At 50.9% G+C, this 24557-nt stretch carries 23 protein-coding genes and 2 tRNA genes; 4 read left to right on the plus strand and 21 right to left on the minus strand.

Annotated features, from left to right (window positions below):
- Positions 1–12 precede the first annotated feature (12 nt).
- Positions 13–1392 (minus strand): DNA repair protein RadA, encoded by a 1380-nt coding sequence (radA, locus tag ACO0LH_RS26780; protein WP_422944202.1) that lies wholly within the window; start codon positions 1390–1392, stop codon positions 13–15.
- Positions 1393–1582: 190 nt separating this feature from the next.
- Here radA and lplT point away from each other — a divergent pair, with 190 nt between their 5' ends.
- On the plus strand, positions 1583–2845 hold the full coding sequence (lplT, locus tag ACO0LH_RS26785) for a lysophospholipid transporter LplT (RefSeq protein ID WP_422944203.1): 1263 nt from the start codon (positions 1583–1585) through the stop codon (positions 2843–2845).
- Between the two features lie 28 nt (positions 2846–2873).
- Here lplT and ACO0LH_RS26790 read toward each other — a convergent pair whose 3' ends face one another.
- The 4 genes from ACO0LH_RS26790 to tsaB are packed head-to-tail and all read right to left on the minus strand — an operon-like array spanning position 2874 to position 5933.
- Positions 2874–3941: a DUF1853 family protein gene (locus tag ACO0LH_RS26790; RefSeq protein WP_422944204.1), complete on the minus strand. Its 1068-nt coding sequence runs from the start codon at positions 3939–3941 to the stop codon at positions 2874–2876.
- Positions 3890–4756 (minus strand): uracil-DNA glycosylase, encoded by an 867-nt coding sequence (locus ACO0LH_RS26795; RefSeq protein ID WP_422944205.1) that lies wholly within the window; start codon positions 4754–4756, stop codon positions 3890–3892. Before ACO0LH_RS26795 ends, ACO0LH_RS26790 begins: the two co-directional genes overlap by 52 nt.
- Positions 4750–5217 carry a ribosomal protein S18-alanine N-acetyltransferase gene (gene rimI, locus ACO0LH_RS26800; RefSeq protein WP_422944206.1) on the minus strand — a complete coding sequence of 156 codons (468 nt, stop codon included), beginning with the start codon at positions 5215–5217 and terminating at the stop codon, positions 4750–4752. Before rimI ends, ACO0LH_RS26795 begins: the two co-directional genes overlap by 7 nt.
- Before the next feature lie 11 nt (positions 5218–5228).
- Entirely contained in the window at positions 5229–5933 is a 705-nt protein-coding gene (gene tsaB, locus ACO0LH_RS26805) for a tRNA (adenosine(37)-N6)-threonylcarbamoyltransferase complex dimerization subunit type 1 TsaB (protein ID WP_422944207.1), read from the minus strand.
- 73 nt (positions 5934–6006) lie between these two features.
- On the opposite strand from tsaB, the gene ACO0LH_RS26810 reads away from it, so the two are divergent.
- A complete protein-coding gene (locus tag ACO0LH_RS26810; protein ID WP_422944208.1) occupies positions 6007–6417 on the plus strand; it encodes a thioredoxin family protein in 411 nt (136 codons plus the stop codon).
- A gap of 78 nt (positions 6418–6495) precedes the next feature.
- Here the strand turns inward: ACO0LH_RS26810 and ACO0LH_RS26815 are convergent.
- From ACO0LH_RS26815 to paaA, 15 genes are all read right to left on the minus strand, one after another.
- A tRNA-Arg gene (locus ACO0LH_RS26815) sits at positions 6496–6572 on the minus strand.
- A gap of 177 nt (positions 6573–6749) precedes the next feature.
- Positions 6750–6826 (minus strand) — tRNA-Arg (locus ACO0LH_RS26820).
- A 57-nt stretch (positions 6827–6883) separates the two neighbouring features.
- A complete protein-coding gene (locus tag ACO0LH_RS26825) occupies positions 6884–8767 on the minus strand; it encodes a potassium transporter Kup (RefSeq protein ID WP_422944209.1) in 1884 nt (627 codons plus the stop codon).
- 122 nt (positions 8768–8889) lie between these two features.
- Complete coding sequence (locus ACO0LH_RS26830) at positions 8890–11721, minus strand: ATP-binding protein (protein ID WP_422944210.1); 2832 nt, start codon at positions 11719–11721, stop codon at positions 8890–8892.
- Positions 11722–11950: 229 nt separating this feature from the next.
- On the minus strand, positions 11951–13990 hold the full coding sequence (gene paaZ / locus ACO0LH_RS26835; RefSeq protein ID WP_422944211.1) for a phenylacetic acid degradation bifunctional protein PaaZ: 2040 nt from the start codon (positions 13988–13990) through the stop codon (positions 11951–11953).
- A gap of 3 nt (positions 13991–13993) precedes the next feature.
- Complete coding sequence (locus ACO0LH_RS26840; protein ID WP_422944227.1) at positions 13994–14629, minus strand: phenylacetic acid degradation protein PaaY; 636 nt, start codon at positions 14627–14629, stop codon at positions 13994–13996.
- 17 nt (positions 14630–14646) lie between these two features.
- Positions 14647–15849: a 3-oxoadipyl-CoA thiolase gene (gene pcaF / locus ACO0LH_RS26845; RefSeq protein ID WP_422944212.1), complete on the minus strand. Its 1203-nt coding sequence runs from the start codon at positions 15847–15849 to the stop codon at positions 14647–14649.
- Between the two features lie 20 nt (positions 15850–15869).
- A complete protein-coding gene (paaK, locus tag ACO0LH_RS26850; protein WP_422944213.1) occupies positions 15870–17189 on the minus strand; it encodes a phenylacetate--CoA ligase PaaK in 1320 nt (439 codons plus the stop codon).
- 61 nt (positions 17190–17250) lie between these two features.
- Entirely contained in the window at positions 17251–17730 is a 480-nt protein-coding gene (gene paaI / locus ACO0LH_RS26855) for a hydroxyphenylacetyl-CoA thioesterase PaaI (RefSeq protein ID WP_422944214.1), read from the minus strand.
- A 36-nt stretch (positions 17731–17766) separates the two neighbouring features.
- Positions 17767–18558, minus strand: coding sequence for a 2-(1,2-epoxy-1,2-dihydrophenyl)acetyl-CoA isomerase PaaG (paaG, locus tag ACO0LH_RS26860; protein ID WP_422944215.1), 792 nt, complete (start codon positions 18556–18558; stop codon positions 17767–17769).
- On the minus strand, positions 18559–19635 hold the full coding sequence (gene paaE / locus ACO0LH_RS26865) for a 1,2-phenylacetyl-CoA epoxidase subunit PaaE (protein WP_422944216.1): 1077 nt from the start codon (positions 19633–19635) through the stop codon (positions 18559–18561). It abuts the gene before it with no gap.
- A 42-nt stretch (positions 19636–19677) separates the two neighbouring features.
- On the minus strand, positions 19678–20253 hold the full coding sequence (gene paaD, locus ACO0LH_RS26870; RefSeq protein WP_422944217.1) for a 1,2-phenylacetyl-CoA epoxidase subunit PaaD: 576 nt from the start codon (positions 20251–20253) through the stop codon (positions 19678–19680).
- Entirely contained in the window at positions 20247–21002 is a 756-nt protein-coding gene (paaC, locus tag ACO0LH_RS26875) for a 1,2-phenylacetyl-CoA epoxidase subunit PaaC (RefSeq protein ID WP_422944218.1), read from the minus strand. Before paaC ends, paaD begins: the two co-directional genes overlap by 7 nt.
- 33 nt (positions 21003–21035) lie before the next feature.
- Positions 21036–21320, minus strand: a complete 285-nt coding sequence (gene paaB / locus ACO0LH_RS26880) for a 1,2-phenylacetyl-CoA epoxidase subunit PaaB (RefSeq protein WP_422944219.1) — start codon at positions 21318–21320, stop codon at positions 21036–21038.
- Positions 21321–21367: 47 nt separating this feature from the next.
- Positions 21368–22354, minus strand: coding sequence for a 1,2-phenylacetyl-CoA epoxidase subunit PaaA (gene paaA, locus ACO0LH_RS26885; protein WP_422944220.1), 987 nt, complete (start codon positions 22352–22354; stop codon positions 21368–21370).
- 220 nt (positions 22355–22574) lie between these two features.
- On the opposite strand from paaA, the gene paaX reads away from it, so the two are divergent.
- Both paaX and ACO0LH_RS26895 read left to right on the plus strand, forming a co-directional pair.
- Positions 22575–23519 (plus strand): phenylacetic acid degradation operon negative regulatory protein PaaX, encoded by a 945-nt coding sequence (gene paaX, locus ACO0LH_RS26890; RefSeq protein ID WP_422944221.1) that lies wholly within the window; start codon positions 22575–22577, stop codon positions 23517–23519.
- 44 nt (positions 23520–23563) lie between these two features.
- Entirely contained in the window at positions 23564–24034 is a 471-nt protein-coding gene (locus ACO0LH_RS26895) for an SAM-dependent methyltransferase (protein ID WP_422944222.1), read from the plus strand.
- Positions 24035–24243: 209 nt separating this feature from the next.
- Here the strand turns inward: ACO0LH_RS26895 and ACO0LH_RS26900 are convergent.
- Positions 24244–24557 (minus strand): hypothetical protein (locus tag ACO0LH_RS26900; RefSeq protein WP_422944223.1); only part of this gene is annotated, 314 nt, incomplete at its 5' end.

Here is a 24557-nt window from a genome sequence, read left to right on the forward strand (position 1 = left end):
TGTTGAAATAATTCACATCTCAATATCGACGTCACGAATCCTGCTAAGTGCTTCTTCTATGCGATCAACGCCGATGATGGTCATGCCCTCGATTTTTTGTTTAGGTGCATTTGCCTTGGGTATCATGGCAATCGAAAACCCAAGTTTGGCCGCTTCGCGCAAACGCTCCTGACCGCGCGGCGCCGGGCGAATTTCACCCGCCAGCCCAACCTCACCAAACACCACCAGTCCACGCGGCAAGGGCTTGTTGCGCATGGAAGAATTAATCGCCAATAGCACAGCCAGATCAGCCGCTGGTTCAGCAATCTTGACACCGCCAACGGCGTTGATGAACACATCCTGATCAAAAGCCGCCACGCCTGCATGTCGGTGTAATACGGCAAGCAACATGGCCAGCCGGTTTTGCTCAAGACCGACAGACAAGCGCCGGGCGTTTGGCGCATGCGAACTATCGACCAGTGCCTGTATCTCGACCAGCAAGGGGCGTGTGCCTTCCTGCGTCACCATGACACAGGAACCTGCAACCTGGGTATCATGCTGCGATAAAAACAGAGCAGAAGGATTCGACACCCCTTTCAGGCCTTTTTCTGTCATGGCAAACACACCCAGTTCATTGACCGCACCAAAACGGTTTTTGATCGCCCGTACAAGCCGGAAACTGGAATGGGTATCACCTTCGAAATAAAGCACGGTATCGACAATATGCTCCAGCACGCGTGGCCCTGCGAGTGCGCCCTCTTTGGTGACATGGCCAACCAGTATCATGGTGACATCCATGGTCTTGGCAACGCGTGTCAATTGCGCCGCACATTCGCGTACTTGCGCCACAGAACCTGGTGCAGAACTCAGCGCATCAGAATACATGGTCTGTATGGAATCGATGACCACCACCTCTGGTTTGTGTTCTGCCAGTGTATTGAGTATTTTTTCCAGCTGTATCTCGGCCTGCAACTGCAAATCCTTGGCATCCAATGACAGGCGCTTGGCGCGCATGGCAATCTGCGCGCCAGATTCTTCTCCGCTGACATACAAGACTTTCTTGATGCGGGCCAGATTCGCCAGCGCCTGCAAAAGCAGGGTCGATTTACCGATACCCGGATCACCACCGATCAATACCACGCCCCCCGGTACCAGGCCACCACCTAATACCCGGTCGAATTCATCAATACCGGTTTCAAAGCGCGGCACATCAATCGCTTCGATTTCAGCCAGATTCAGTACTGGCGCTGATTGCGCCAGTCCCTGAGGCCTGGCAGAAAAACGGTTGCCGGCAGCTTCAACGATAGTCTCTACCAGGGTATTCCATTGGCCACAGGCGGGGCATTGCCCGGCCCACTTATTGACAATACCACCACATTCTGTACAGGTATAATTAGTTTTTACTTTTGCCATCTTCAGACCCGGGGAAATTTTAAGATGCATGCAACAGTACATGCTGCCTGCATACCAGCCAGAAAAACACTGATATTTTAACCAGTATTCGGCAATTAGCTTGCCTTATTTCACTAATTCCTGACAATTTTCATGGTATAAAGCTGCCAGTGACATTTTGTAGCAGGTAGATATAAAGCATGAATAAAGCATGAAGAGCGGTTTTTATACCATCATGGCGGCGCAGTTTTTTTCTTCTCTGGCCGACAATGCATTACTGATCGCCGCAATGGCCTTGCTGGCGTCGACGCAGTCTCCAACCTGGATGCCGCCGTTATTGAAGTTGTTCTTTGTTTTGTCTTATGTGTTGCTGGCAGCCTTTGTGGGTGCGTTTGCAGACTCCCTGCCAAAGGGTAAGGTGATGCTGGCAACGAATATGATCAAGGTTGCAGGCTGTGCCTTGATGTTCTTTCATGTACACCCTCTGGTTGCCTATGCCGTCGTTGGTTTTGGCGCAGCCGCCTACTCACCCGCCAAATACGGAATATTGACGGAACTGCTCCCTCCTGAAAAGCTGGTGGCTGCCAATGGTTGGATAGAAGGCCTGACTGTGTCTTCCATTATTTTCGGCACTGTCCTGGGCGGCGCGCTGGTCAATCCACAGATTTCAGCTGCCTTGCTGAATTTTGATTTCCCTATCATTGACTTCAACATCAATACGCCGACCGAAGCTGCACTTTGTGTCATAACCGCATGCTACGGCGTTGCTGCCTTGTTCAACTTGAATATTCCCGACACGGGCGCACGTTACCAGCACCAGCAACGCAACCCTATCAAGCTGATAGAAGATTTTGCCAATTGCTTTATCATTTTGTGGAAAGATAAACTGGGTCAAATTTCCTTGGCTGTTACCACTCTGTTCTGGGGTGCTGGTGCAACACTGCAATTCATTGTTTTGAAATGGGCAGAAAAATCGCTGAACATGCCGCTTGATAAAGCCGCCATTCTGCAAGGCGTAGTCGCTGTCGGCGTCGCTCTGGGTGCGGTAGCTGCAGCGCGTTTTGTTCCCTTGAAAAAATCACTGAGCGTCATGCCTATGGGCATAGGCATGGGCCTGGTCGTGACTACCATGATCTTTGTCCACAATATCTGGATCGCTTATCCGCTGCTGGTGTTGGTGGGTGCGCTGGCTGGTTATTTTGTGGTGCCCATGAACGCCTTGCTACAGCATCGCGGTCACGTATTGATGAGCGCTGGGCACTCCATCGCCGTGCAGAATTTCAACGAAAACCTGTCGGTCCTGACCATGCTGGCCTTGTATGCGCTGATGGTATGGTTGAACCTGGACATCATGGTCGTGATCGTGATTTTTGGTTTATTCGTCGCCAGCACCATGTATGTGGTCATGCGCAAGCATGCAGCGAATCAACGCGAATTTGATTCTCTTGCCCTGATCGGCGAACATAAGCACTGATATAAAAAGAGCGGGCTGCTGAGGTCCGCTAACTGGCTGACATATCGGGGATTTCTTCACGAGCAAGCTGCTTCGCCTGCACGGCATCAGCATCGGCAAACCAGCTATCTGGCACGACCATGCCGCGACTATATTCCTGCATCAGTGCCTGGTTTTCCTGCATCAGCGCCAGCATGACCGGGGTATTGGCGATCTGAAAATGCGCATGCAATCCAGATATGATCTTCGCTTTGTCATGCGCCCTTCCCTGCTCTACCTGCGCCGGGGCAAGCCAGTCCAGGCGGTCAAGTATCAGGCCATGTTGAAAATCCATTACGGCCAATTCTGAATGCGTCCAGATGAAACCCTGGCAATGATCATTGGCAATGCCTTCTGCGTGCGTGTCAACGCCTGGCTGATCACCATCGCGGTAAAACAACCATCCCAACACCAGGGCCTGCGCGGAAACGACCGCCTGTGGCAATAAATCCTGTGCCAATGGATGTTGCGACAATTGCAGTTGTTGGCTGACGATTTTTTGCATCTTTGCGGCCAGGCTGTCTGCCAGATTGGGGCCCAGATAATCATACAAACCAGATAGTGATTCAGGCTGATGCATTCTCGCCGCCTTATGGTAGAGATAAAACTTTGTTGCCAGTTCCAGATGCTTCAAACCACCGTCTGCATACAATAGAAAATCAAATTCACCTACCGTGTTTTTACCTTTGTTATGCACTTGCAAGCCGTGGGCATACAACATCTGATGCGATGAAAGAAAATACTCAAACAGGGTTTCTGCATACAAGCCCAGGCGTCGGCTGGGATGCTGATGCAGCAAATCAATCAGCCCCTCAGGGTTTTGATCCAGCGCATTGACCCAGTCCTGCAAAGCCTGTTTATCGGCCACGAGTGGTAATGCAATCTTGTCTTGCCAAAGACCACAATCGCGATCAAGTAAAACTGGCGCTGTCAGCATCCAGGCCAGGGCACGAACATGCGAATTCTTTAAATGTTGCCATTGGCAATGAAAATCCGCCTGACTGGTTCGCATATCGCTGAACTTGCTCAACTTGCCGAACTTGCTGAAATTATTGGTAGTGATTTCATTGCCAGGCACAAATCTATCCACGCCTTGCTTTTATCAGCTGGCTTACGCAGCAAGTAGGCAGGATGGTAAGTGGCGACCACCGGTATACCTTTGAATTGGTGCAGCTTGCCACGCAATTGCCCCACCGGTGTTTCCATATCCAGGCCCAGCAAAGAGACTGCGGCAGTTTTACCCAACGCGACGATGACCTGAGGTGCAATCAACTCTATCTGCCTGTGCAGGTAGGGCAAACAGGCGGCGACTTCATCCGCTGTTGGTGGCCGGTCTTTGCCTTGCTGATCTGTGGGTCTGCATTTCACAATATTGGCAATATAGGCCTGATCACCACGCTGCACGCCGAGTGATTTCATCATATTGTCGAGTAATTGTCCCGCTGCACCGACAAAAGGCAAGCCTTGCAAGTTCTCGTTATAGCCAGGCCCCTCACCGACGAACAACCACTTGGCTTGTCTGTCACCAGTGCCAAACACGGTTTTCTTGCGACCCTGGCATAAGCCGCAGGCGCGACAGGATTCGACGACTGGCTGCAACTCTTCCCACGACATGGAATGAACTGGCAAGACCGCAAGATTTTCTTCAGGTACGGCGATTTCTTTTGCTGGCACGCTGACAACTACACTGACCAGCGCATCTGCTTGAGGAATATCGGGAATAGCTGGCGTGTCTGTCACTGCCTCCACTACATCACTGGACAGGGATGCAGTTTCGGTTGAAGACATAGGCGCCTCAGTTAAGGTGAGCGCTTCGGCCTGTCGCAGGACCCACAAAGGCCCCACACCCATTTCATATAAGACTCTGGAGTAGTCATTTGATTGCATCAACATGCCCTTCGCATCACGATTGCATCTTCACGCTGGTTGTCATGTGCCGGGTAATACCCCTTGCGCACGCCTATGGCTGCAAATCCAGCCTTCTGGTATATCGCAATGGCGCGCTCATTGCTGCGCCTGACTTCCAACAGGATGGAAACATAGCCTTGTTCAAGCGCATATTCAAATAATTTATCAATAAGCAATCTGGCATGCCCCTGCCCTTGATAAGGCGAATCGACAGCGAAGTTCAACAGATGCAACTCGTCCAGAATGGGCATGACAAAAAAATAGGCAAACAATTCGTGCTCGCTGTCGCGAAAACCAAATGCAGCATAACCGCTCAATAGAGAATCGGTAAAATTTCCACGCGTCCACGGGTGTGTGTATACCCGTTCCTCTATCGTCAGGATGCAATCAATATCGGCAAAACCAAGCTTGCAATAAGATGGTGAAGTAAGCTTCAGATTCAGCACTATTTATTCTTTCAGCCAGATGCCTTGACTTGAGCACGCTCGGCAGTGGTCAGGGCAATCTTGTTTCTAAGATAGAGTGGTTGGGCCAATTCTGCCGCCTGGCCGTTACCCGCATCAAAAGCTGTTCTGCCCAGTGTTGCAACCTGCTTAGCATGCGGCATGCAATGAATGCTGGTGACATTACCAACCAGCGCTTCTGGAAGCGCCAATCCATTTCCCAGGACAAACCTCAGATCGCGTAGCATCATCACCCCGCTCAGGCTGGCAAATACCTCATCCATGCTGGCCAGTGCAGGCTCAGAAACTGTCTCCCAATGCGCATCAGTAAAACGGTATTGCGCCCAATAGACTTCGCTCATGCGCGCATCCAGAATACAGACAAATTCGCCCTCCGCTGTTTGCTCCAGCGCTGCTTGCGCCATCGCCTGCAAACTGACGACAGGCAGTACCGGCAAACCAGCACCATATGCAAGACCCTGCACAATGCCGCATGCGGTACGTATGCCAGTAAACGCGCCAGGGCCACAACCAAAAGCGATGGCGTCACAATCAGCCAGGGCTATACCGGCTTCTGCCAACAAGGATTGTATCGTTGGCAAAATACCTTGAGAGTGTGTTTGCACACCTGAAAGTTCACGCGTAAATATTTGCCCGTCAGCTAATACAGCGGCTGAAGCGAGCTCAGTAGAAGTTTCAATTGCTAAGATTCTTGTCATGGACGTATTTTACCGTGTTCCCACAAATTCAAGGCTGGCTTTTGCCGGATGCCAGATCGGTTAAAATGACGCCATGAACGCTCAAATCAATACCGAAGACCTCGATCATATCAAAGCAGAATTGGCAGACAAAGACTGGCTGGTTGCCTGTTTATGCGCAGCCTGGTGCGATACCTGCAACCTATACCGCAGCCTGTTTGATGCTCTCGCTGGCAAGCATCCGGAAAAATGCTTTGCCTGGATAGATATAGAAGACCAGGCGCATCTGGTTGATGCCATAGACATTGAAAATTTCCCGACCATACTGATTCAATATAAAGACCACGTCGTCTTTCTTGGCACTGTCCTGCCAGACGGGATGCAGTTGCAACGCCTGATTACCTCAATGACAGAAACCACACCTGATAGTGACATCAAGCGCAGCACCTTGAACCAGGACGCCCCTCCCGGATGGAATATACGCGACCTCATACTCAATACCTGATCAATTGATTATCACCAGGCTTGAATCCAGGCCCTGAAAAGACAAAAGGGACTAGATTTGCATCTAGTCCCTTGAATCTGGTGCGGCTGGCAGGAATCGAACCCACGACCCCTTGGTTCGTAGCCAAGTACTCTATCCAGCTGAGCTACAGCCGCGAAAAACGAGAGTATAGCACGGGTCTGATGTAAATAAAAAGCCCTGCGCTTAAATTATTTGGAGTTTTGGGCACACGGCTGGCCTCAAAAAGCGTCACGGCTCCCTCAAAATGGCAAGCAAGCGTAGCGATTTCCCATAGACAAAAGGGACTAGATTTGCATCTAGTCCCTTGAATCTGGTGCGGCTGGCAGGAATCGAACCCACGACCCCTTGGTTCGTAGCCAAGTACTCTATCCAGCTGAGCTACAGCCGCGAAAGACCAAGATTATAGCATAGGCATTTTCATTTGATAAGCGCCCATGCCATTTTTTTAGATTTCCACTTGCGATCCGACCTCAATGACCCGGTTACTCGGGATTTGATAAAAGTCAGCAGCGTCACGGGCAATGCGTGACATTGCCACAAAAACACTCTCACGCCACATCGCCATACCACTGCCCGGGCTGGAAACAATGGTCTGACGCGAGATGAAGTAGGAAGTTTCCATCGCCTCAAAAGTCAGGCCAAACGGTTCACACAAGGCCAGTGCGCCAGGGATATCCGGCTCATTCTTGAAACCATAGAAGACATCGATCTGGAAGCAGGCATTGCCCAGGTCGGTGACCTTGACGCGCTCTGAGTTGGGCACCCAGGGAATTTCACGGTTATACAAAGTAAGGAAGATGACCCTTTCATGCAAAATCTTGTTATGCGACAGATTATGCAATAAGGCGTGCGGCACGCCATCTGCCTCGCCACGCAAGAATACTGCGGTACCCGACACTCTTATTGGCGCAGAGACAAACAGGGACTCAAGAAAATCTTCGAGTGGGATCGCATGTTTTTTCAGGTTATCAAACACCAGTTCGCGGCCACGCTTCCAGGTCATCATCAGGGTGAACATCACGACACCCAAAATCACCGGGAACCACCCGCCTATGCCGTGGAATAATTTCAACACGTTGGCAGAGAACAGCGACACGTCGATGAACAGGAAAAACCCGGTCGCAATAAAACACAGCACAGGATTGTATTTCCAGCCATAGCGAATAACGAAAAAGGTCAGCAATGACGTCACCAGCATGGTTCCCGTCACGGCAATACCGTAAGCCGAAGCAAGACTGGAAGAAGAACCAAAGCCCACTACCGCAGCGACGACAGCAGCAAGCTGCAACCAGTTCACTGCAGGGATATAAATCTGGCCGATTTCATTCGATGAAGTATGGACAATTTCCATCCTCGGCATAATGCCCAGTGAAATTGCCTGTTTGGTCATGGAGAACGTACCTGATATGGTTGCCTGCGAGGCGATGACTGTCGCTACCGTAGACAGAATCACCAGAGGATAAATACTCCAGGTACCAAGTTGCTGATAAAACGGATTACCTACTGCATCCGGATTGGCCAGCAACAAAGCACCTTGCCCAAGATAGTTAAAGCCCAGGGACGGGAATACGATCATGAACCAGGCGGCACGGATAGGCTTACTACCAAAATGGCCCATGTCGGCATACAACGCTTCGGCACCGGTAAATGCCAGTACCACCGCGCCCAGGGCCAGGAACGCCAGGCCTTTGTTCTCTGCCATGAAGACCACGGCATATAAAGGATTCAGCGCCCATAATATGCCAGGCATCTTAGCGATGTTATAGATACCCATGCCGGCGAGCACCAGAAACCATACCACCATGATAGGGCCAAACCATTTGCCGATACCTGCAGTACCCTTGTATTGCACCGAATACAAAAGCAACAACACCACCAGTGTAATAGGCACGACATACGGGGTGAAAGCGGGGGTGGCCACTTCCAGCCCTTCGATGGCCGACAGGACAGAAATAGCCGGTGTAATCACACCATCGCCATAAAACAGGGCGGCGCCAAACAAACCCAGCACCAGCAAAGTGAAATGCGATTTGGCAGATTTGCCTACAGATTCCAGCGCAAGCGCCGTCAGCGCCATAATCCCGCCTTCACCGCGATTATCTGCCCGCAATATCAGGGTGACGTACTTTATTGCCACGATGATGATCAGTCCCCACAGGATCAGGGAGACGACACCAAAGATATTTGCTTCATTCAGTGGAAGACCATGCTCTTTTGAAAACACCTCTTTCATAGTGTAAAGAGGGCTTGTTCCGATATCACCGTAAACGATACCGACAGCAGCCAGCGTTAACGCGGCGAGACTGCTTTTTGTGTGTTGATTAGCCAATTGCGTACCTTGTAATTATTGGTGCATTGCACAATAGGTGATTCCGCCACTATTTTCAAGTGAGTACAACAAAAAAAGGATGCTTGACAAGTGCAAAATTCAGGCGAAATTTTTCCGGAAAATTAAACTACAAGAGGCAAATCCAGATAAAAGCTGGTTCCCATGCCTATACTGCTCTTCACGCTCAGTTGTCCATGCAAAATCGATGTTGCAATGTTGTAGCAAATATTTAAACCCAGGCCACTCCCCCCCTGCCCCAGTTTGGTGGTAAAGAAGGGGTCAAAAATCCGTTTTTGATTTTCTTCGGGGATCCCTATTCCATTGTCCGAAAACTCGATAACAACACGTTGCGCATCAGGCTGGGAAACCAGCAAGTGCATGTGACCGGTCTGTTTCTTGTCGAAAGCGTGCAAGATGGCATTTTCTACCAGATTGGTAATCACCTGCCCGAGCGATCCCGGATAGCTGTCCATTTGTATGTTATATGGTACGTTCAGGTGCATGGTATGCCCTGTCTGCACAATGCGGATATTGAGCGTGGAAATAATATCCTGCAAAACCTGTCGTAAATCGAAAGTACGGCGCTGTTCTGATGTACGGTCAACCGCGACTTGTTTGAAACTGCTGACCAGGGTTGCGGCACTGCTTAATCCCCGCATCAAGATTTCTGAAGAGGTTTTTACTTCTTCACAAAAATTATTCAGTTCAGAACGGCGCAGTGTCTGACCGCTGAGTTTTTCTATCAGAAACTTGCTGCCGTCCTGCAAAGTGCTGGCTACCAGCAGACAATTTCCTATGGGGGTATTGAGTTCATGGGCAACACCTGCCACCAGAGAACCCAGCGCAGCGAGTTTCTCCTGGGCCACCAGATGTTCCTGGGTCTTTTTAAGGCGCAAATAAGCATCGGCATTGGCCAGCGCAATCGCGCCGTAGGCACACAGAGAACGAAAAATCATTTTTTCGCGCTCACCATAGACGTGTTGCCGCGATGACTGTATGGTCATCACCCCTAATACCCTGTCGCCAATTACCAAGGGAGCGAACAGCATGCTGTGTACCATTACAGTGCCGGGTATCAAGCCAGGTAATTCATCTTCTGCCGCAAGGTCAATGGCTACTTCACGCCGCTCCCGCACGCAGCGTACTGCGTTGGAAATACTGCTCGACATGACCACAGTATCCGGTTCTATCGGCATGCCGTTTTCAACGCCATAGGCTGAAGTCATGCTTTGTTGATCATTATCCATCAAATAAATAACAAAGGCGGTGACATGCAGCAAACCGTGGACATGACGGTTCAAGGCGTCAAAGACGGCGGCTGCATCGAGGCTGGCGGTAATTTCCTGACCAATCGTTCCCAACTTTTCAAGGACAAGGCTGGTTTGCTGCAAGACTTCAGCACGTTCAGCCTCTGCTTCTGCCAGCTGGCGCAAATGCTCACTTTCTGCACGCATACGCTCGGTCTGCTGACTCAGTTGCATGGCATTGAGGCGGTTACTGGCTTCTTGCGTATGAATTTTTTCACGGGCAGCAATTGCTTTCTGACTGTACAGATAAGCCTCTCTGAAACGCCTCAATGCCGCGTACGCTTCGGCAACTTCTTCATATAACTCACCGGGCACGGTATAGCCGCTGATATGATCCGCGATCCCCAGCGCCTGCTGCAGGTAATACAGCGGCGCGCTGTCAAGCGTCGTGCTTTCCGGTTCAGGCAAAGAATGACGTATGTGCAAGGCGGCCAGCACCCGCAACACTTCAACATGACGGTAACTGTCTGTGCTTTGCCTTGCCAGTCTCAAAGCCTCTTGCGCTACCTGCAAGGCTTCTTCAGCGTGCCCCTGCAAGGATAAAACACTGGCATATCCACGTCTGGAGCCTATGCGAAAATCAAGATGATTGAGCTTGTCAGCCCAGGACATCAATTCAGAAAAACTCTTTGATGCTGTTTCATAATCACCGCGATCCAGCGAGAGGTCGCCCAGATATCGTAGTGCCAACAAATGCGAACGCGAACCCACAACATTCATCAGAATGGGAAAAGCGCTTTCCAGCATTTCCTTGGCGGCATCAAGCCTGCCAAGGCGACGCAAGGTTTCTGACATTTGTATCAGGCTGCTGGCGATACTGTTAGGCCAGCCGGTTGCCCGCGCCAGGATAAGCCCTTCCTGTATCCATTTCAGGGCAGCCTGGTGATCATTCAAACTGTTAAATGCGTCACCTATATTGCTTGCCGCGCTGATGGACCTGCGTTTTTGTCCGTAACGCAACGCGAATTCATATACCTGGATGCCACGTGCCGCTGACTGCGTGAAATCACTACTCAGCGACGAGGTGTAGACCAGAAATTCATTGACGTAGCTGCGATAAAATGGGTCTTTGCTTTCACTGTCTTCATTGCGCTTTTGTCCCCAGCGTTCCAGCGCCAACGGCAGGTTTCTTAATGCGGTTTGATTTGCCAATAATGATTCTGCCACCAGCTCACGCATACCATCATGTGCAAGGCTGGCAAAATGCATGGCTTGCATAATGGCCGCTTCAACGGCATGCATGTCGCCGCGTTGCAAACCCACACAGGCGAGCAGGTAACAGGCGTCAGATGATGCTGTAAAAGCGCCTCTTACTTGTGCTTGTGATGATCGCAGCAAAACTGATTCAGAAATCTGCTGCGACTTGTCGAATTCACCGTAAAGCCAGGCAGCTTCGGCACGGATCAATAATAAGCGGCTTTGACTGGTAAAAAATTCATTGGAAGTTTGTTTGTCTATTGCCTGATTGACAGATAATCCATTCAATAATTGCTCTGCAGTATCCACCAACTTCAAGGATCTGGCAGTATCGCGCTGGCGTAAATGCCAGGCCAGCGTAATCGTCATTTTCAGTAATTCGCGCCCTTGCAAATGCGGCAGTTCGCATTCCCATTGTCTTACTTCGTCGTCAGTAACGAACATTTCCATGGGATGAAAGGGCTGTTTGGTAGGATTGTTTTTTAGAAAGGCCTAGTTTCAGAAATAGTATCAGATCGATCAAGAGATGTGGGTTTATCCAGTCTCCTGCCAACATCATTTTAACAATATTGACAAAATGGGAATGAGAATGGCTTCCCGGCCAGTAAGCCTGGTGATCAAAAGCAATGTCAGAAATGTATTGCGCTGCTTGCGCGCATCAGCGTGCAAACAGCATTAGTTATTTTTTTGCTACCAAAGTCAATATATCGTAAGACGCCACCAGTTCATTATCCTGATTCGTCACTTCGACATCCCAGGCTACGACGCCCTGTCCTGCCCCTTTCGCATCTTTCTTTTGTCTGTCTATCTTTCGTTTGCAGGTCAGACGGGCACGTATGGTGTCGCCGATGCCAACCGGTTTGATAAAACGCAGGGTATCAAGTCCATAATTGGCCAGCACGGGCCCAGGCGCGGGTGAAACGAACAGACCAGCTGCCGCAGACAAGACGAAATAGCCATGTGCAATGCGCTTGCCAAAAGGACTTTCTTTGGCGGCGATGTCATCAAAATGCATATAAAAGTAATCACCGGATAAACCACCGAAGGCGCCAATATCGGCCTCGGTCACGGTACGTCTGTGTGTCAGCAGGGACATGCCGATTTGCAAATCTTCAAAATAACGGCGGAAAGGATGAATATCTGATTCCTGTACGGCAGCGCCACGGATATGTTCGCCAGTAATTGCCGCCAGCATCGTAGGTGAGCCTTGTATCGCAGTTCTTTGCAGATAATGCTTTACCGCCCGGGCACCACCCAGTTCTTCGCCGCCACCGGCACGGCCAGGGCCGCCATGCTTTAATTGTGGCAAAGGTGAGCCGTGCCCCGTCGATTCAGCCGCTGCCTGCCTGTCAAGTATTAACAGACGCCCATGCCAAGCTGCCATCTGCGGGATGGCTTGCGCGGCAACTTGCGGATCTTTGGTGACCAGTGTCGCAACCAGGCTACCCCGCCCCATTGCTGCAAATTTGATGGCATCAGCTACACCCTGATACGGCATCAAGATGCTGACCGGGCCAAATGCTTCTACTTCATGCACGACCAGATTTTCTGAGGGTTCACGACACACGATCAGGGTCGGTGCTACAAAAGCACCCTTGTGCAGTTCCTGATCCGATAAATGCAAGGCTTCCACACTACCGCCAAACACTTGATTACCCGCAGCCAGTTGGCTGATACGGTCAAGCACATCGCGCTGCTGTGACTTTGACGCCAGCGGCCCCATGCGCACGCCTTCCTGTCGTGGATCGCCAACATGGATTTTTGCCAGTCTGGTCTGCAATTTTTCAGTCACATCATCGAGCAAACTTACCGGCACAAAAATACGGCGTATGGCTGTACATTTTTGCCCTGCCTTGGCGGTCATTTCACGTACCACTTCCTTGATGAACAAATCAAATTCTTCATCCCCGGCTTGCACGTCAGGGCCGAGAATGATACAGTTCAAGGAATCCGCTTCGGCATTAAAAGGGATGGACCGCTTAACCAGGTTAGGATGCACTTTCAATTGGGCAGCGGTATCGGCAGAACCGGTAAACGTGACGACATCGGTTTCTTCAAGCAAGTCCAGCAAATTGCCGGTAGCGCCTATCACCAGTTGCAAACTGCCTGCAGGCAGCAAGCCGGATGCATTAATTTGCCTGATCAGGGCTTCCGTCAGATACGACGTGGCTGTGGCTGGTTTGATGATGCACGGCATGCCTGCGAGAAAACTTGGTGCAAATTTTTCCAGCAGTCCCCAGACCGGGAAATTAAATGCATTGATATGGACAGCAACGCCCCGCTTGGGAACGAGGATATGGCTACCGGCAAATTGCCCTTGTTTGCCCAACGCTAAGGCCGGCCCTTCATGCACCACATTACCGGACGGGAATTCATTCGTGCCTGTGCTGGCATAGGCAAATACCGTCCCAGCCCCGCCTTCGATATCTATCCAGCTATCGCTGCGGGTGGCCCCGGTATGCGAAGAAATAGCATACAAGTCTTCTTTGTGCTCGGTCAGGTATTTGGCCAGTGCACGCAAGATGGCAGCACGCTGCTGGAAATCCAGTGCCAGCAAATTCTTCAGACCGGTTTTCCGTGCATATGACAAGGCCAAAGAAAAATCAAGGGCTTCGGCATGGGTAGCAAAAATCTCAGTTCCATCTATGGCGCTATGCAGGGATTGTGCGGCGATGGTGCCTGTCCATTCACCGGCGATCCAGCTTTGTAAAATTTTCATGGGCTAGTATTTTTCTATCTTTTTGGTTTCTATGGAATCTGCCTTGATACGGTAAGCAGGTAACTGGCTTGTCACCGGAATACGTGGGCGATCTGCTTCTGCTTCAGTCAAGGCTTCTACCAGCTGCATGCTGGCCAGCGAACGTCGTGTGAGCTCATGGTATTGCGCCGTGCCCTGGGTTTTCCAGGCGATTTCTTCATCGCTGAGGACACGCACGATGCGGGCAGGCGCCCCCACTACCAAGCTGCGCGCAGGCACTTGCATGCCAGCTTTGACAAAGGACATGGCGGCGACGATAGAGGCTTCGCCGATGACAGCCTTATCCATCACCACGGCATTCATGCCAACCATGGCATTGCGGCCTATGCGGCAACCATGCAAGACAGCGCCATGACCGATATGACCGTCCTGTTCAACCACCGTGTCACTTTCAGGAAAACCATGCATGACACAAGTATCCTGCACATTGACGCCCTGCTCCAGTATCAGGCGGCCAAAGTCACCGCGCAGGCAGGCCGAAGGACCGATATAGCAATCCGGCCCGACGATCACATCACCGATCAGGGTTGCAGTGGGATGCACGTAGGCACTGGGGTGTACCACCGGTATAAGGCCGTCAATTGCATATACTTTCATGATGCGATTTCCTGTCAGTCTTAGACACGTTCGATAATAACGGCAATACCCTGACCAACACCTATGCACATGGTGCACAGTGCATACCGACCATTGATGCGTTCCAGCTGATTCAAAGCCGTGGTCACCAGGCGGGCACCCGAAGCACCAAGCGGGTGACCAATCGCAATCGCACCACCATTTGGATTGACATGCGGTGCGTCATCGGGCAAGCCCAGATCGCGTGTTACTGCAAGGCCTTGCGCTGCAAATGCCTCATTGAGTTCAATCACATCCATCTGCGCCAGACTGAGCCCGGTCTGTGCCAGCAGTTTGCGGGTTGCAGGCGAAGGACCAAAGCCCATGATGCGGGGCGCAAGGCCGGCAACTGCCATGCCAACGAAACGCGCCCTGGGTGTCAGGCCATGTTGTTTAACTGCCGCATCAGAGGCAAGTAACACTGCACAGGCGCCATCGTTGACGCCGGATGCATTACCGGCCGTGACTGTACCGTCTGGCCTGACCACGCCTTTGAGACGGGCCAGCATGCCGATATCTGTATTGGGACGCGGATGCTCATCTGTCGTGAACAAAACCGGTTCACCCTTCTTTTGGGCGATGATGACAGCAACAATTTCTTTTTCAAAAAACCCTGCTGCATGCGCAAGCGCCCAGCGTTGCTGGCTGCGAACGGCGAATGCATCCTGGTCAGCGCGGGCGATCTGAAATTCAGAGGCGACGTTTTCCGCAGTTTCAGGCATGGAATCTATGCCGTACTTTGCCTTCATCAGGGTATTCACAAAGCGCCAGCCTATGGTGGTGTCTTCTATCTTTGCCGCACGTGAGAATGCACTGTCGGCTTTCGCCATGACAAACGGCGCGCGCGTCATGCTCTCGACACCGCCGGCAATGACCAGGTGGGATTCACCGGATTTAATTGCCCGCCCGGCGATGCCTATAGCATCCAGACTGGAACCACACAGGCGGTTAATTGTATTGGCAGGTACTTCCACTGGTAAGCCTGCCAGCAATGCTGCCATGCGACTGACATTGCGGTTATCTTCACCGGCCTGATTGGCGCAGCCGTAGTGCACATCATCAACCATCGCCCAGTCAACACCAGAATTACGTGCCATCAATGCCTTGAGAGGCAAGGCAGCCAGATCATCAGTGCGCACAGATGCCAGTGCACCACCATAGCGGCCAAACGGCGTTCTTATCGCATCACATATCCATGCTTGCATTTTTCATCCTTTCATTTATTTTATGCTCTTGGCCGGTTATCGATAACGCGTCTGGCTTTGCCAACCAAAGTGCGTTCTATGCCATTCGCCACCACAATGCGTACCTGGCAGCTGACACCGATGAAGGTCTTGATATGGTGTTCCAGTTGCTGACTCAATGCCTGGACATCTGCCTGATTCAATTGCACCGACGCTTCTGGCCGCAATTCAGCAACGATGTCGAGTTTGTCCATATGACCTTCACGCGAGACCACCAATTGATATTGCGGTGCCAGTTGAGGATGCTTGAGTATCAGTTCCTCAACCTGGCTGGGGAATAAATTGACGCCGCGGATAATCAGCATATCATCCGAGCGCCCGGTAATTTTTCCCATGCGGCGCATGGAACGCGAGGTCGGCGGCAACAGCCGCGTCAGATCACGTGTGCGGTAACGTATGACGGGAAAAGCTTCCTTGCTTAGTGATGTGAAAACCAGTTCGCCCTCTTCGCCATCGGCCACGACCTCACCCGTTTCCGGATGAATGATTTCAGGATAAAAATGGTCTTCCCAGATGACGGGACCATCTTTACTTTCTATACACTCGCTGGCAACGCCAGGGCCCATGACCTCTGACAAACCGTAGATATCGACAGCATCTATACCTGCACGGCTTTCAATTTCAGTACGCATGGCATCAGTCCACGGTTCAGCGCCGAAGATGCCTATCTTTAACGAAGTTCTCGCAGCATCAATGCCCTGCCGGTTTAATTCTTCGATGATATTGAGCATGTATGACGGTGTGACCATGATGATGTCAGGTTTAAAATCCTGTATCAGTTGTACCTGCTTTTCAGTCTGCCCACCCGACATGGGGATGACAGTACAACCCAGGCGTTCAGCCCCATAGTGTGCACCCAGGCCACCGGTGAACAAACCGTAACCGTAAGATACCTGGACGATATCGCCCGCACGGCCACCGGCAGCACGGATCGAACGCGCCACCAGGTCAGCCCAGGTATCAATATCTTTCTGCGTATAGCCCACTACAGTGGGCTTGCCAGTGGTACCACTGGATGCGTGAACTCGGACGACCTGCTCACGCGGCACGGCAAACATGCCGAACGGATAATTGTCGCGTAAATCTTTCTTGGTGGTGAATGGAAATTTCGCCAGATCAGACAGGCTTTTCAAATCCTCGGGGTGAACGCCCGCAGCATCAAAACTGGCACGATAATGCGGCACGTTTTGATAGACTTGCGCCAATGTGTGTTTCAGTCGCTGTAACTGCAAGGCCTGCAATTCATCAGTGCTGGCTGTTTCTATCGCATCCAAACCTGTCGCGGTTTTTCGGTCTAGCATTCTCTGTCTCCTGCATGGATGGGTATGAAATGTGAGTTATTATTTTCAAAGCGGGGAAATTTTATTCTTCTTTTAGCTTTAAACCTGGCACGACTTCCGCGTTCAATCGATGGGATTTTCCCCGAAAAAGAGCAATCAATAAACCGTGCTGGTTCGTCAGCCTGGCATCATATACACCAGTACGGCCACTAAGCGATTGCTCGGTAACGGTGGCGGTAATGAGATCGCCTTCACGCCCGGGAGCGAGATATTCAATACTGCAACCGGCGGCAACAGTCACCTGATTGCGGCTATTGCAGGCAAAAGCGAAAGCGCTGTCTGCCAGGGTAAACAGGTAGCCGCCATGACAGGTTTTGTGGCCGTTCAGCATGTCAGGCCTGATCAGCATGCTGAGTGTCGCAGTGCCCTCACCAACCTGCAGGATTTGCATTTTAAGCCCCTGCGTCGTGGCATCGCTGGCGAACATGGCCGCTGCTGTCAGTTCTGCCATCTGCTGGCTGTTCTCCACTGGTATTTGTTGCGTGCTTTCTTCATTTGTCATTTTAAGTCCTGATTTTTTTCTAAGGAATACGACGCATTACTTGCCAACAAATTGCGCTGCCCGCTTTTCAATAAAAGCTGCCACGCCTTCGCGATAATCCTGGCTATGCCCCAGTTCACGCATCATGCCGGTTTCCAGGCTTAATTGCTGCTCCAGCGTGTGCTGTGCGCTGGCGTAGATGGCTTGCTTGGTGAACGCCAGCCCCTTGGTCGGAGCTTGTGCAAAATGACGTGCCATTGTCATGGTCTCTGCAACGAGTTGATCATCATCAACACATCTCCAGATAAGGCCCCATTGTTCAGCCTGTTCTGCGGTGATCTTGCCGCCCAGCATGGCAGCACCCATAGCGCGCGCCGTACCCAAAGCACGCGGTAAAAAGTAAGTGCCACCTGTATCTGGTATCAGTCCAAGCTTGCAAAACACTTCGACAAAGCTGGCCGAACGTGCGGCCAGGACAATATCGCAGGCCAAAGGAAGATTCGCGCCAGCACCGGCAGCCACGCCATTGACAGCACAAATGACAGGCATGGGCAAAGCCCGCAAGGCCAGCACCAATGGCGAATAATATTTTTCAACAGATGCACCAAGGTCAGGAGCGCTACCCTCATTATTCACGGCACGGTCTGACAAATCCTGACCTGCGCAAAAGCCCCGCCCTGCGCCGGTCAATACCATGACACGCACTCTCTCATCGGCACGTATCGCTGCCAATGCGGCCTGTATTTCCAGATGCATGGCAACGTTAAAGCTGTTGAGTTTGTCAGGACGATTCAAGGTCAGGTGGGCGATACCATCCTGGATGCTGAATAAGATATGGGTAAAGTTCATTTAATTCTCGCTGTCAAAATCCAGGGTAAGCGTATCACTGACCGGAAAGCTCTGGCAGGTCAGTACAAATCCGCGTGCGACTTCATAATCTTCCAGCGCATAATTGCTGTCCATATCGACCTTGCCCGCAACGACTTTGGAACGACAGGTAGAGCAGACGCCGCCTTTGCATGAATAGCGCATTTCATGGCCCAGCTTGAGAGCAGCATCAAGCACTGATTCTCTGTCTTTTTCCATCTCGAAATGCGTGTGCTGGCCATCCATGATCAAGGTTACCGCGCAAGACGATTTGCCCAATAAGGGTTTGACACCCGTTATATGGCGGTGCGCAGGAATGCTGGCAGCAAACAGTTCTACCCTGATGTTTTCTTTCGCCATGCCATGTTGTTGCAGCGAGTTACTGACAGCATGCATCATGGTTTCTGGGCCGCAAATAAACGCCATATCGATATCAGACAAATTAATCCACTGCCCGAACAAAGCGGCGCATTTTTCTTCGTTGATACGTCCATTAAAGAGTTCAATATCCTGTTGTTCACGGCTCATGATATAAATCAGTTTCAGGCGCTGCATGAACATATCTTTGAGTGCTGCCAGTTCTTCCTTGAACATGACGGTTGATGAGGCACGGTTGCCATACACCAGCGTAAACTGACTATCCGGCTCTGCCAGCAGACTGGTCTTGATGATAGATAGCAAGGGGGTAATGCCACTGCCCGCAGCGAAACCCAGGTATTGTTTGTGCGCTATACCGTTTGTCGGCAAGCTGAAATGCCCCATCGCCGGCATCACGTCAATCGTTGCACCTGCCTGCAACACATCATGCGCCCAATTTGAAAACACACCACCGGCAACGCGTTTGATGGCGACCTTTAACTGATCATCCTGAACCGCTGAGCAAATGGAATAAGAACGCCGCACATCTTCGCCAGCAATGTCCGCACGCAGGGTCAGGTGCTGGCCTTCCCTGTAGTGAAATTGCGCCTGCAGGCTGGCGGGTACGGCAAAGCTAAGCACAACCGCATCACGGGTATCGGCCTGCTTCTGGCTGACGGTCAATGGATAGAACTTGCTCATGCGTTTGTTTTCCTCTGGCTTCTTGAAAATAGACCGTATCTGCTAATGTGGCTTGAAATAATCGAAAGGCTCCAGACAGCTTTTACATTTATATAAAGCCTTGCAGGATGTAGAACCGAACTGGCTGACCAGTTGCGTGTCAGCCGACCCGCATTGCGGGCAAATGATCGCTGCCTGTACATCTCTATGGCGACGTATGCCGGTGATATTGATGACTTGTTGCTGAGGCGGCGCAATGCCGTAAGAGCGGAGATTCTTCTTGCCAGTTTCTGTCATCCAGTCTGTATTCCAGGCTGGTGATAGCTGATAGACGATATTGACATGATCGATGCCGTGCGCCTGCAAGGTAGTACGGATATCACTCGCTATCACGTCCATTGCCGGGCAACCGGAATAAGTCGGCGTTATCGTGACGACGCAGATCTTGCATGCATGTGGTGGATGAGGTGTATGGTCTGCATCATCGTGCCATTCCACCGCGCGGATGATGCCAAGGTCCGTCACCGACACCACAGGGATTTCAGGATCACTGACCTCAGCCAGCCATTGCCATACCTGGTCTGTACTGACAGGTGCAGGCAGGGAAAAAGTGGCTATTTGCGATTCAGCACCTACCATGTCGCCCCCGGGTAAGCACGCTGCAAGAACTGCATTTCTGCCAGCAGGTATCCGATGTGTTCAGTATGCACACCTAGTTTTCCACCGGTCTGCATCCAGCTATTTGCATCTGGGATGCGCAAGGTGGCCTCGCGCATTATTTCACTCAAGTGAGCATCCCATGCGGGTTTTAACTCACTGCAAAGCTTCGTGAGGCCAGCGGTTTGCAGGGCAGTATCGATTGCATCCGGCGTGAACATTTCACCAGTAAAACGCCATAATTCATCCAGTGCAGACTGCATCATCTCATGACTGCGCTGACTGCCATCGCCAAGCCGCACGACCAGATCAGCACTACGGCGCAAATGATATGTGACCTCTTTCAATGACTTGGCGGCGATACCGGCAATTTTATCGTCCGGCGACTCGGCCAGATTCTGCAGACAAAAATAATGCCAGGTATCAAATAAAAATTGCCGCATCAGGGTATCGGCATAGCTGCCATTTGGCTGTTCGAGCAAGAGAAAATTATGAAAATCATGGGCATCACGCAAAAAAGCCAGATCATCTTCAGAACGCCCTTTGCCTTCCAGTTCGCTGGCATAGGCATACCATAAGCGCGCTTGTCCAATCAGGTCCAGTGCCACATTGGTAAGCGCCATGTCTTCTTCCAGCGCCGGGCCTTTGCCGCACCATTGCGACAGGCGCTGGCTAAGGATCAATGCGTTATCCGCCAGGCGCAATACATATTGAAATTTCTCATCTGACATCAGAGTGCTCCGTTTTCGACACTATATTTACATTCAGAGATTCTTTACTTCGTCCGGCATGGGGAAGAATGTCGGATGACGATAGACCTTGCTATTCGATGGTTCGAACAAGGCTTCTTTATCTCCGGGGCTGCTGGCAACGATATCAGCTGCACGCACAACCCAGATGCTGACGCCCTCATTGCGTCGCGTATATACATCGCGTGCATTATTGATGGCCATTTCTGCATCTGGTGCATGCAGGCTACCAACATGCTTGTGGGACAATCCGTGCTGGCTGCGTATAAAGATTTCCCATAGTGGCCATTCCTTGCTCATGTTTTTCTCCACTCCACAATGTTCACAATGTTCACAATGTTCATTTTTCAGGCGATTTTTTGCTGCGCATATTTATCTGCATGGGCCATTAATCCATCACGGAACCAGGCACCATCGTCATAGGCCTTGACACGGGTACGCAAGCGTTCACGGTTACAAGGGCCATTGCCTTTCAATACCTGATAAAACTCATCCCAATTGATGTCACCAAAATCATAATGCCCACGTTCTTCGTTCCATTTGATGTCAGGATCGGGCAATTCCAGGCCGAGATGCAGAATTTGGGGCACAGTCTGATCCACCATGCGTTGTCGCAGCTCATCATTGGAAAACAGTTTGATGCGCCATTGGGCAGATTGCGCACTGTTGACTGACGCGGCGTCAGAAGGCCCGAACATCATCAAGGCAGGCCACCAGTAACGGTTTAGGGCATCCTGCGCCATGGCTTTTTGTGCTGCCGTGCCAGCGCATAAGGCCAGCATGATGTCGTAACCCTGGCGCGCATGGAAAGATTCTTCTTTGCATACACGCACCATGGCGCGTGCATAGGGGCCGTATGAACAGCGGCACAGGGGAATCTGATTGATGATGGCGGAACCATCGACAAGCCAGCCTATCGCCCCCATATCAGCCCAGCTCAGGGTCGGATAGTTAAAGATGCTGGAATATTTTGCCTTGCCCGAATGCAGGTCAGCAAGCAATTCATCACGCGAAGTACCCAGGGTTTCGGCAGCACTGTACAAATAAAGGCCATGACCCGCCTCATCCTGGATTTTCGCGAGCAGAATGGATTTGCGCTTCAAGGTCGGTGCTCTTGTTACCCAATTACCCTCTGGCAACTGACCGACAATCTCGGAATGCGCGTGCTGGGAAATTTGCCTGATTAATGTCTTTCTATACGCATCCGGCATCCAGTCCTTGGCCTCGATACGAATACCGGCATCGATTTTTTCCTGAAAAATGCGCTCGGCTTCGCTGAGTTCTTCATTTGTGCGAACTTTACTTAAACCTGTTTCAACCAGTTGTGCATACATGCTGAATCTCCTTGGTGCCCTGCTTTATTCAAGAACATGGAAAGATTGATTTACGTCAAACAATTATATGATACAGTTTTTATTATTAGTGAAGTTTTTTTGTATCATTTATGTTTTTAACTGTGAAACCGTAGGTGTATTTACTCCAGCCTAGGTAAAATCTGTTAAACAGCAAGCATGACGATGAACTCTCGCATTGATAAACACTGAATAAAACCGCATGCGAAACAATACCCAGATTCAGGATTGGATAGAACAGAGCCTTGCAAGTGATCCTCCACGGGCAAAATCCCTGGTAATGACGGTGTTTGGTGACGCGATAGCGCCACACGGGGGGGCAATATGGCTGGGCAGCCTGATTTCGCTGATGAGCCATTTTGCGATCAACGACAGACTGGTACGTACCAGCGTGTTTCGCCTGACGGAGGAAGGCTGGCTGGAGGCAAAACGGGATGGCCGCCGTAGCAGCTATCAACTGGCAAGCGCGAGTTATGCGAGGTTCCAGCATGCCTATCAGCGCGTATATACACCGCAATCGACAGCCTGGGATCAGTCATGGATACTTGTCATTGCCAGCAATAATGAATCGAACGCCACCGAACGTGGAAACTTGAAAAGAGAATTATTCTGGGAAGGCTTTCGCCTGATCAGTCCAGGGGTATATGCCCACCCGCAACCGGATATTGCAGCATTGCAAAGCATACTAGAACGCACCAATTTGCTGGATCAGTTATTGGTTTGCAAGACGCAAGACCTGACCCAGGTTAGTAATCGCCCCTTGAGCAGCCTGATTGCATCCCAGTGGCAACTCGACGAAATCAATCACAGTTACCGGCAATTTATTCAGCATTTCTCTGCATTGCCAGAATTAATGGTCAAGCAGGAACTGAGCGCACAAGCCGCATTTACGATTCGCAGTTTGCTGATCCATAATTTTCGCCGCACCCAACTCCATGACCCACACTTGCCGGTCGAACTTCGCCCTGCTGGCTGGCTCGGCGATGTTGCTTACCAGCTATGTAAAACGGTGTACCAATCGTGCTTTCAACAAGCAGAAGAATTGCTGGCGCAGGCATTAGCAGAAGGACCTCCATCAGCACTGGTCAATAACCCAGATCTGCATGAGCGCTTTGCAGCCGTTAATCAATCTGTGCAAAAGACATAATAGCCAGCTTACTTTAAACTTTGAGCCTTGCAGGAGTTAAGAATATGAATCAACAAATTCAGGCTATCGGATTCGTCGAAGCGATTCGCCATCACGCAGAAGATGATTTTTGGGGAGGTGAAGAAGCCTGCATTTCTCTTTCCGACGAATTTACAGCCGAAGCCCTTCAAGGGATAGCCGAGTTCTCGCATGTTGAAGTTCTGTTTCTTTTTCATGAAGTCGAGTTGTCGAAAATCGTTACCGGTGCCCGTCATCCACGAAACAACATGGCCTGGCCTGCAGTTGGCATTTTCGCCCAGCGTGGAAAAAATCGTCCGAACCGTATCGGGAGCACCATCTGTCGTGTTGTTCGGGTTGATGGCACCAGGCTCGTTGTCTCCGAACTCGATGCAATAGATGGAACACCTGTCCTCGACATCAAACCCGTCATGACTGAATTTCTGCCACGCCATGAAATCTGCCAGCCAACCTGGTCACATGAACTCATGCGCAAATACTGGCTTTCCAAAACTTAATTTCATTTCTTAAGTTGCTAGGTAATTGACTCCATCCCATTCAAAGGGAAGATAGGACGTTGATGGATTTCGGACGTCAAGCGAGCAAGCTTGTGACAGCGCCGAACGGCATGCCGAAATTACTCAAGCCGATGAGATGAGAAAACAAATCGCTTTCTCAACGAACGCCACTGTGCGCCTGCCTGCGCAGGAGCGACGATGCTAAAGCTTCAGTTTAAAGCTTCGGTTCGAACAGACACATGAGAATGCAAAGGGGAAGAGGAAGTCACTTTGACGGCAAGCCCGTCCGGGTGATAGAGAGCCATCCGCCCGTAGTCGCTGCAGTGCAGAGAAGAAATAGCCAATGCGAGCGTAGAAGTGGATGTTGATGTTGATTGGCGCGTGGATTTTCTGTTCGCACAAAAGCAAAACCCCCGGTCAATTGCTTGATCGGGGGTATGCGGAATACAAGCCTGACGATAACCTACTTTCACACTGGTTGCAGCACTATCATTGGCGCGTAATCGTTTCACGGTCCTGTTCG

Origin of the sequence: Undibacterium sp. TJN19 (assembly GCF_049339485.1) — a bacterium.
Classification (GTDB): domain Bacteria; phylum Pseudomonadota; class Gammaproteobacteria; order Burkholderiales; family Burkholderiaceae_D; genus Undibacterium.